Origin of the sequence: Devosia sp., from assembly GCF_036563435.1 — a bacterium.
Lineage (GTDB): Bacteria > Pseudomonadota > Alphaproteobacteria > Rhizobiales > Devosiaceae > Devosia.
Window position 1 is genome coordinate 1 of record NZ_DATCMJ010000016.1, and the last position, 8,965, is coordinate 8,965.

Annotated in this window: 7 protein-coding genes and 3 pseudogenes; 4 read left to right on the top strand and 6 right to left on the bottom strand. The window is 59.3% G+C overall.

Annotated elements, in window-relative coordinates; genetic code table 11:
* Positions 1–412: 412 nt before the first annotated feature.
* From VIL88_RS12550 to VIL88_RS12565, 4 genes and pseudogenes are all read right to left on the bottom strand, one after another.
* A complete protein-coding gene (locus VIL88_RS12550; RefSeq protein ID WP_331989344.1) occupies positions 413–1,453 on the bottom strand; it encodes an AraC family transcriptional regulator in 1,041 nt (346 codons plus the stop codon).
* 130 nt (positions 1,454–1,583) lie between these two features.
* Positions 1,584–2,201, bottom strand: coding sequence for a hypothetical protein (locus VIL88_RS12555; RefSeq protein WP_331989346.1), 618 nt, complete (start codon positions 2,199–2,201; stop codon positions 1,584–1,586).
* Positions 2,202–2,250: 49 nt separating this feature from the next.
* Positions 2,251–2,544: a hypothetical protein gene (locus VIL88_RS12560; RefSeq protein WP_331989348.1), complete on the bottom strand. Its 294-nt coding sequence runs from the start codon at positions 2,542–2,544 to the stop codon at positions 2,251–2,253.
* A gap of 253 nt (positions 2,545–2,797) precedes the next feature.
* Positions 2,798–3,384, bottom strand: a pseudogene (locus VIL88_RS12565) (TetR/AcrR family transcriptional regulator).
* A 22-nt stretch (positions 3,385–3,406) separates the two neighbouring features.
* Between VIL88_RS12565 and VIL88_RS12570 the strand changes: the two are divergent.
* A pseudogene (locus VIL88_RS12570) lies at positions 3,407–3,745 on the top strand (RidA family protein); the annotation flags it as partial.
* Positions 3,746–3,963: 218 nt separating this feature from the next.
* Positions 3,964–5,088, top strand: a complete 1,125-nt coding sequence (locus VIL88_RS12575) for a two-component system sensor histidine kinase NtrB (RefSeq protein WP_331989350.1) — start codon at positions 3,964–3,966, stop codon at positions 5,086–5,088.
* Here VIL88_RS12575 and VIL88_RS12580 read toward each other — a convergent pair.
* Positions 5,068–5,673 carry a response regulator transcription factor gene (locus VIL88_RS12580; RefSeq protein ID WP_331989352.1) on the bottom strand — a complete coding sequence of 202 codons (606 nt, stop codon included), beginning with the start codon at positions 5,671–5,673 and terminating at the stop codon, positions 5,068–5,070. The genes VIL88_RS12575 and VIL88_RS12580 overlap by 21 nt on opposite strands.
* A 286-nt stretch (positions 5,674–5,959) precedes the next feature.
* On the opposite strand from VIL88_RS12580, the gene VIL88_RS12585 reads away from it, so the two are divergent.
* Together VIL88_RS12585 and VIL88_RS12590 are read left to right on the top strand one after the other, a co-directional pair.
* The gene (locus tag VIL88_RS12585; RefSeq protein WP_331989354.1) at positions 5,960–8,032 is read left to right on the top strand and encodes a methyl-accepting chemotaxis protein; all 2,073 of its coding nucleotides are present in this window, start codon (positions 5,960–5,962) and stop codon (positions 8,030–8,032) included.
* A complete protein-coding gene (locus VIL88_RS12590) occupies positions 8,032–8,526 on the top strand; it encodes a chemotaxis protein CheW (protein ID WP_331989356.1) in 495 nt (164 codons plus the stop codon). The genes VIL88_RS12585 and VIL88_RS12590 overlap by 1 nt, the downstream gene beginning before the upstream one ends.
* A gap of 183 nt (positions 8,527–8,709) precedes the next feature.
* Here the strand turns inward: VIL88_RS12590 and VIL88_RS12595 are convergent.
* A pseudogene (locus VIL88_RS12595) lies at positions 8,710–8,965 on the bottom strand (DeoR/GlpR transcriptional regulator); the annotation flags it as partial.

Sequence of the window (8,965 nt, forward strand, 5' to 3'; positions counted from 1 at the left end):
GGTATTTGCGGGCTGATCGATAGTCTTCTAGCCGACGTTGGGTTCAACATCGCTGCGGCGGGGGAGCAACTGCTTGAGCTGATCCAGCATGCGCTTTCAGCAAATCTCACAGGAAGTAAGCCCTAAGTCGCAAGAGTTGCCTGCGCATTGAGCATGATTGGCGGGAGCAACCCGTCAGCTCTCCATCCCAATGGCGACATTCTCAGCTGCGAAATGGAACGGCAGCTTTCCGGAAATGGGAGTTCCATTCTGAAGGACTGGAATGGGGCGCGTTGCGGATCGGCGGCTCACGACCCCATTTCGGACATAGCAGGTACTTCTGAGTTTCACCGAAAGCTGACATTAGACGGCTTGCCTAGTTCGTCAGAAAGGGCTGGGACGGTTTGAAGGCAGGGCTTTGAGACGTGCGGGTTCAATTTACCGCGGCGGCCAACGGTTGGCTTTCTGAGTTCCTGCTGTTCTGCGCTCGCCATCTACTAGGCGGTATGCCGTTCCACTCATTGAAGGCTCTGTAGAAGGAGCTGGTGTCCTGGTAGCCCAGCAGGCACGCAACTTCGTCTATCCCAAGAGATGGATCTAGCAGGAGCTGTTCACCCAGTTCCTGACGCGCCTCGATCAGCAGTGCGCGAAAGGTTGTTCCATGCTCTGTGATGCGGCGTTGGAGGGTCCGCTCGCTGGTACCGAGATCACGGGCCACAGCAGCTATGTCTGGGCGTCCGCTCGCCAGACGCCGCTTGAGCGCATGCACGACTTGCTCAGCAAAGGAGGTGACCTCCAGGTCAGCGCGCGCCGCTTCAAGAGTAGGGGTGAGCATGTCCAGGAATTCTGGATTCTGGCCCGGAAATGGACGATCCAGGTCCGACGACCGCAGTACTATGAGGTCACGTTGGGCACCAAACCGGATGGGCGCACCGAAGAAGGCCGCGTGCGCATCGCTGGCGGATCCTGCACGCTGAAAATCCACCCTGAGGGGTGTGATCCTCTGTCCCATGCCTCTACGTCCCAACTGCACAAGGAATGCGAAGGTCAGATCCACTGACAATGCGGGTTCAGGACTCGTCGCAGACGGCCAGTCTTTGTAGAGAGTGAACTCGCCGGCGCTCTCCTCAACCTGGATAACTTCGCTAGTTCCCAGACGCTTTAGTCGCAGGATGCGCAGAATGGCGTCGCGATAGTCGGCTGCGTAGATTGCAGCGAGAAACGCAGGTTGGTGTCCAGACGTGTCGAATGCATCGAGCAGCTTGAAGGCGAAATCTGGCGCCCCGGTCAACTCCTCGACTGCCTGCCAGATGGCAAAGACTTGGGCGGTGTTGATAAGACCGCGAGGGTCAGTGTGCAGTGTCGACGGGAGGCGCGCCTGTTTGAGAACCATGGAAGGCGGCAAACCCACCTGCCCAAACGCTCGCCAAAAGGCCTGAGGAAACTTGCATCTGTCGTAGACCACGGAGTTCATTATGGAATCCAGACGAGCGGTGACAAAGGAATGGTGTTGAATTTGGTGAGGCGAGGCAACAAAGAAGTTGCCCCGAGCTGGTGAGGCCCTGCGCCTCCGGCTTTTGGTCGGAAGGGCAGGGAACACGGAGCTACTTGCTGTCGATACGACCCTGGGAGGGTTGGTGTGTGGAGAGTGCCGCCGAAGCGTCTGCCCAGGCGCTGTCCTCAGGATATACCGCGCTGCGCAGGTAGGCCCAGGTGAGCCGCTGGACCAGGCCCAGCCGTTCAGGGTCAGCGTCGGTGGCTTCCGCGACGTCGTATCCGGAGACGCCACCAAGCGAATGCTCGGCGCCATAGAGCGTGAGGAGCGATTTCGGGCCAGGGCTCAGGGTGTAGGCATCGCTGCGCCAGTCGTGACGAGCCGAGAAATTGGGGTGCTGGTCCTTGTCGCCGGCAACCACCAGTCCCTTCCCGGTCATGGCATCGTAGGTCGTCGTACCCAACACCGGATAGTGCCCCCCTGCGAATGCGGCGATGTCTTTGCCCAGGCCGGGAGGAGCCAGCATGACACCTGCCTTGATCCGTTCGTCCGCAAGGCTGATCAGATCACCCGACACGGGGTCATTGACGACCATGCCCAGGAGCATCGCCACCGTGTGGCCGCCCATGGAATGGCCGATGGCGACGACGCGGTCCCGGCCCAGGCGCCCTGCGATACCGGGCGCCTGTGCTTCGATCTGGTCCAGGTTGTCGAGAACGAGCTTCATATCCTGTGCACGTGAGCGCCAGAACAGTGCGCCTTCCGGGCCCGCAGGATCAAGGCCGAGTGCCTTTTGAGTCCTGGTGGGTGGGCTGGATGACGACGAAGCCGCGGGCCGCGTAGAAGTCCACAAGCGGGTTATAGCCGCGGCGGGAGGAGAGATACATCGATTGGCCATGGCCGTGCGACAGGAGGAGGATGGGGAGGTTCTCACCTACAATCGGCGCGGAGATCTTGAGTTCAAGCTCCACGGCGCGGCCAGGCGCCTGCAAGACCACCGGTGAGATCGAGATGACCGGGGTAGGGGCGGCTGAAGGGATATAGTCGGCGGTGTTGATCGGGTTGCTCATGATGTCCTCGCTTGTTTGGCTTGATCAAACTAGCGAGGTGGACGGAGCAGCTCTTTGGCGGAAGGCGCCATTAGAGTGGCAAACGCCGCCACTTCAGCGAGACGTCGCTTGAGAACAAGAAGACAGACTTCGCATCGAAATGAGAACCGCGAAGCGGGCATGCCGCTGAAGAAGGTAGGAGCCTGCCACACCGCTCTCGCCTCGGATCGACTGCAAGCCAAAGGGTTTTTGCAGGAAGGCGGCCTTTGCGTCCCTAGCTGATCAGCAGGCCCGCGGCCATCGCATTGAACGCCTCCACGACCTTGGGCAAAGTCTTGGCTGGATCATCGCTTGCTGCCACCCACAGGGCGGCATTGAGCGCCGCGCCATTCATCAGCCGTGCCGCGGCATCGGGATCAACTTTCTTCATGCGGCCTTCAGCGATCAGGCGCTCCACTGTCCGCCTGATGCTTTGCAGACAACTATCTTGGCTCGGCCACTTTGAGGGATCCCCCAGCACCGCAGTCCATCAAGAAGGACTATGCGCTGAACCTCTGGATCCGTAGCCATCTCAATGTAGGCGGCGCCCTCGGCAAGTAACGCCTCCCAGGCATCAGTCTTGCTGGCCCCAATCTCTCGCGCCCTCCGTGCCATGGCACTGTCGATCTGGTGCACCACCGCTGCCAGCAGGCCCTTCTTGTCGCCGAAGTTATGATAGAGCGCGCCGCGCGTCAGTCCCACCGATGCTGTCAGGTCGTCCATTGAAGCGGCTGCATATCCTTGCGCCGCGAAGGCTTTCCGCCCGGCTTCGACCAGCCTCAGCCGGTTCTCTTCCATCATCGCCTGGCGTCTATTGGCCATCTAAAATCCCGCATACGAGCCGTATACCGCCGCCATTCGCTCGGGCGATTTGCTTTTTGTCTCTGGCCAGGTTGGCAGCCGTCTCGATGGATCCCCCGAGCCCGATTATTCCCAGCAGGTCGAGCGCGCCTTTCAGAACCTTCAAGCTGTTCTCGCCGCGGCTGGTGCGACCTTGGACAACATCGTCGATGTCACTAGCTTCCACACAGATCCCGAAAAGCAGTTCGAGCCCTTCATGAAGATCAAAAACCGCTATTTCAACTCCAAGCCCTATCCGAACTGGACGGCCCTCGGGGTCAACTGGTTGGCCGGCTTCGACTTCGAGATTAAGGTCATTGCGCGCATTCCTTCGGCCGCGTGAACTGATCAATAAGAAGGTTGCCGGAACCTTTCGGCGGCCTTCTACCCCAGAGCGTCTGGTCCGCCGTTGAACTAAATGCTCCGTCGCAGGTGGTAAGCAGGAGCTCATGGGGCGGTTCTCTGATAAATTGTCGTTATAGATGTCGCCACGGCGGTATTTTTTCGTTCAGGAACTGACTAGATCAAGCCGGGTTCTGCCTTAAACGGCAGGAGTTGCTCATGATCCGTGACCTCTTGAAGCTGGCAGTCGGAGCGCTACGCGAAGGTCTCGTCATCACTGATCAGCTGTCTCCGGGTGCCCCAATCATATTCGCGAATGAGACGTTCTGCCGGATCACAGGCTATACGGAAGAAGAAGTGGTGGGGAGGAACTGCCGGTTCTTGCAGGCCCATGACCGGGAGCAGCCGGCGCGTTGGGTTCTCGCAGATGCGCTCGCCAGGGGTGTTCCGGCCACTGCCAAGATACGGAACTACACTAAGTCCGGGCGGCTGTTCTTGAATGACCTGTCGATTTCTCCTCTCAAGGATGCCGGTGGGCAGGTAACCCACTATGTGGGCGTGGTCGCCGATGTGACAGTAGAGCAGCTAGCGGCCGAGCAGCGTGCCGTGATCGAGCAACGGGCGCAGCACAGGCAACGCGTTGAGGCTCTTGGGACCCTCGCTGGCGGCATTGCCCATGACGTGGGCAATACGCTGGTCCCCATCTCCAGCCTCAGCCAACTGCTTGCAGCCAAGCTGCCGGAAGGCTCGGAAGAGCAGGAGATGGTGCTCAAAATATTCGACGCTAGCCAGCGCATCCAGGACCTCATAGGCGAAATACGGCTATTCACCCGCAGGGAAGTGGTCTCGCCAGTGCCGTTGAAGTTGGCGGACGAGGTCAGCCAGGTAATGGCGCTGTTTCGCAGTGGTCTTACTGATGATCTCTCCTTGACCACCCGCATCGACTCCCGCCCGATCATTGTTGCCGAACGGAGCCGCTTGCACCAGGTGATGCTCAATCTTCTTACAAATGCGCAGCATGCTACCGCTAACGTCGCGGACCCCAAGATCGATGTGTGCGTCAGCGAAGTTGGGGCGCTCGAGCATGAACCTGGGCTATCCGCCGGCGGCTTCGCCCATGTGCTGGTGGCCGATAACGGTCGTGGCATGGATGCGGAAACAAGAGCACGAGCCTTTGACCCATTCTTCACCACTAAGGCGCCTGACGAGGGCAGCGGAATGGGGCTGGCAATCGTTCATGGCATTGTGAGCAATGCTGGAGGCACGATCAGGCTTGAAAGTGCACCCGGAGAGGGCACCAAAGTTCACATATTCTGGCCCAAGCTAGGAAACGCCTTGGACTGACGGGCCATCGAGCAGTCCGAGCAACTTAGTTTCTTCGCCAGGACTGAGCATCAATTTTTCCAAGGCGCTTCGGCGGTGCCGCTGAATGCTCTTCTTGTGAAGCGACAGGGCGACCGCCGCCTCGTCGTCGCTCGCGCCGTGCGCCAGAACCGACATCACACGGCGCTGCGTACTGCTCAGAAGTTCGAGCCTGATCTTGAGCTCGGGGGGCGTCTCTGCGTCTCTTGAGGTAGCCAAAGCCTGCTGGATGCTATCAAGCAGGTCTTGGGACACGAACGGCTTGTCGAAGAAATCGACAGCGCCGGCTTTCATCGACAGGGCAACAGTACGTGTGGTCGCATAGGCACTCATGACGATGACCGGGTGGTTGGGATAGCTGCTGCAAATGTGCTGCACACCTGGCAGGCCGCCTAAGCGAGGAAGCCGAAGGTCGAGCAGGATACATCCAGCCTGCGTCCTACCCTCGCTTTGATCGAATGCCTCGATTGAGGGATATTCCGCATATGGGGTGGAAATGGACCGGCACAGGATGCCGATGACATCCCGTACGGCGCTGTCATCATCGATGACGTGAACAGTTCCCAACATAGCCCCCTAGATACCAGTTTTCCCGACCCCGGAACAGTTTTTTTGTACCCGGAGCAAAAATGTTGAGCTTAGAACAAGCAAGTTGTCTTGGAATACAGTTTGCTCGTTCCAAGAACATCCAAGCTTAATACCTGATACAACACATATTCTTAAGCAACAAACGCTATATTCTCTCGCTAGAGATCGAAACGAGAATCCGCAGCCTGCCGCAACGAGCTGTGCCTGATCTTCAAAGTTGGCAATAGCTGGCGCAGAGCGTCAGATTTATTCGATAGTGGGTAACATGGGTATTCTTTCTCGTTTGCAGTTGGGATCAAAGCTGGCTGTGTCCTCGGGCCTTGGCGTGGCGCTAGTTGTCGGCATGCTTGCAGTAGGCGCAGTCTCCAACCAGTCGGTGTCAGTCGCGGCTGATATGGCAATGCGGCAGTCCACCATCGCCCGCAACATTGTCGACGCCGAAGGATCGCTGCAGGGGATGCGCGTGGGCACACGTGAGATGCGTCTTGCTACAACTGCAGACAAACTCGCGTCCGGTGAACAGTTCGCATCATCCGAATATGCGGAGATGACGCCGCTCCTCAACGAAGCTCACCAACTGATGGTCTCAGCTGCGAACAAGGAGCGGGTTGAGAAGCTTCAAGCCTTTGCGGCTGATTACTATAGCCATGTTGACCAGCTTAAAAGCGTGATCGCTGGCGAAATTGCTGGAGGTCTCCTTGTTACTGATGCAACCAGCACGGCACGCAGGCAGATCCTTGACGAGATGGACGCCATAGCCGGCCAGATGAACAACCTCTTTGCGGAAGGCATCGAGACCGCAAAATCGCGAGCTGCGGAAGAGAACGCATCGATGAACCAGCAAATGCAGTCCGCACAACTGCTCAGCATGGCATTGGGGATCGTGGTGGTGCTGGTGCTGATCGGCTCGGTGATCTTCGGAATGAAAGGCGTCGCCAAACCCATCCGCCGCATTACCCAGTCCATGAGCGATCTGGCTGAGGGCGATCTGCAAGCGGAGATCCCTTACACCGGACGCCACGACGAGATCGGCGCCATGGCCGCCGCCGTTCAGGTGTTCAGGGAGAACGGCATCAAGGTCGCGGCCATGAGCCAGGACGAAGCAGCGCGCGCTCAAGCCGCAGCTGCACGTGCTGCCATGATGCAGAACTTCCAGGGTGCATTCGACAGCGTGGTCGAGGCGACTGTCGAAGGCGACTTCTCCAAGCGCATCGAGGGCCGGTTCGGCGATGCCGATATCGACCGCATCTCAACGAACTTCAATGGCATGCTGGAAACAGTGTCCGCCGGCCTCACCGAAGCGGGTCATGTGCTTGCCGCCTTGGCGCGCACCGACCTGACGCAGCGCATGGAAGGCAGCTATCGCGGCGCCTTTGCCTCGCTGCGCGATGATACAAACAGGGTGGCAGATACTCTGTCCGACGTTGTTGGTCAGCTGCGCGGCACCTCGCGGGCTCTCAAGTCTGCCACGGGCGAGATCCTGGCTGGCACCAATGACCTGGCCGAGCGCACTACCAAGCAGGCAGCCGCCATTGAAGAAACGTCTGCTGCCATGGAACAGCTGGCGACCACCGTAACCGACAATGCCCGCAAGGCACAGGATGCAGCATCGCGCACCCAGTCGGCTGCCTTGCTGGCCGATGAAGGCGGTCAGGTGATGGAACAAGCCACCCAGGCCATGGACCGGATCAGCACCTCGTCGAACAAGATCTCCAACATTATCGGCCTGATCGACGACATTGCCTTCCAGACTAACCTCCTGGCCCTCAACGCCTCAGTTGAAGCAGCTCGGGCGGGTGAAGCCGGCAAGGGCTTCGCGGTGGTGGCCGTGGAAGTTCGGCGCCTGGCGCAGTCTGCCGCCCAGGCTTCGGCCGACGTCAAGGCGCTGATCGAGCAGAGCTCGGTGGAAGTGAGCGGCGGCACCAAGCTCGTCGACAATGCCGCGCAAAAGCTGCAGGCGATCCTTGAGGCAGTGCGGGAAAACAGCGTTCTCATGCAGGGCATTTCCTCGGCCAGCGGCGAGCAGTCTTCCGCTATCGCCGAAGTCACCACCGCCATTCGCCAGATGGACGAGATGACCCAGCACAATGCGGCGCTGGTGGAAGAAACCAATGCTGCGATCGAGCAGACAGAGGCTCAGGCGGTTGAGCTCGACAAGATCGTGGACGTGTTCAAAATCGACAGCAGCGGTGAGCGGCACTCCGCGCCACCAAGCCGGGTCGCACCAGCACCGGCCAAGACAGGCATCCGCGCCCTCCAGCACAAGGTCAAGACTGCCGCCAAGTCCTACCTCAGCCACGGCAATGCAGCGGTCAAGCAAGACTGGAGCGAGTTCTGATGGACTTCCTGTCTGATCAAGAGCCCCAGCCGGCCGGCTCGACCCTTGGAGCCGCGGATGCCGCAACAGCCAACCAGTTTGTGACCTTCACCTGCGGCCAGCGCCTCTTTGGCATCGAGATCATGTCCGTCCGCGAAATCCGCAAATGGTCACAAACAACGCCGATGCCCAGTCAGCCTTATGGCGCCTGCGGTGTGCTCGATATCCGCGGCAGCATCGTCGAGATCTATGATCTCGCCGCCATGCTGGGAGCCCACAGCGCCGAAGAGGAGGCGAGCAAGGTGATCCTTGTTGTATCGCTGGGCGATCGGGATGTGGGCGTAATCGCTGATACGGTCTCCGACATAATCTTTGCAAAGCCCGAAGACCTGCGTCCTGCGCCGAACGGAAAGGGACGTGGCGAAAGCAGCGTCGCCAAGCTGGTCAAGAGCGGCGACCAACTCATTGCCGTGCTTGATCTCGACGTGCTGTTTCCAAGCTATACGTCGCATTGATTGAGCGGTGACCCGCCTGCGAGGGTGGGTCACAGCCAAAACAATGGCCGCTCTTTGGCTCATTGAAAAAAGGTCCGCCTACCACCCCAATTGCGCCCTGTCTGTCCCTCGACCCCACTACGGTCTTAAGTCGGTCTGATGCTGACTCGAAAGCGGACGTAGCGGGGCTAGGTCACCTGCTAATCAAGTGGGGTGCACCTCGATATCGAGCTGGCGAAAAGCCTCCGTCTTGGCTTCGTCCTCGACCACGAGATGGTCGATCCGCGTCGCGTCGGCGAGTTTAAACGGCGCGACCGTGCCCAACTTGTCTGTGGTTGCCGCGATGGTGAGAAGGCTGCTTTGCGCGATCATGACACGCTTGATCTCGGCCTCGGCCGCATCAAGCGCGGTGACGCCCAGTGCGGTGTCGACACCGCAAGCGCCGAGAATGAACATGTCG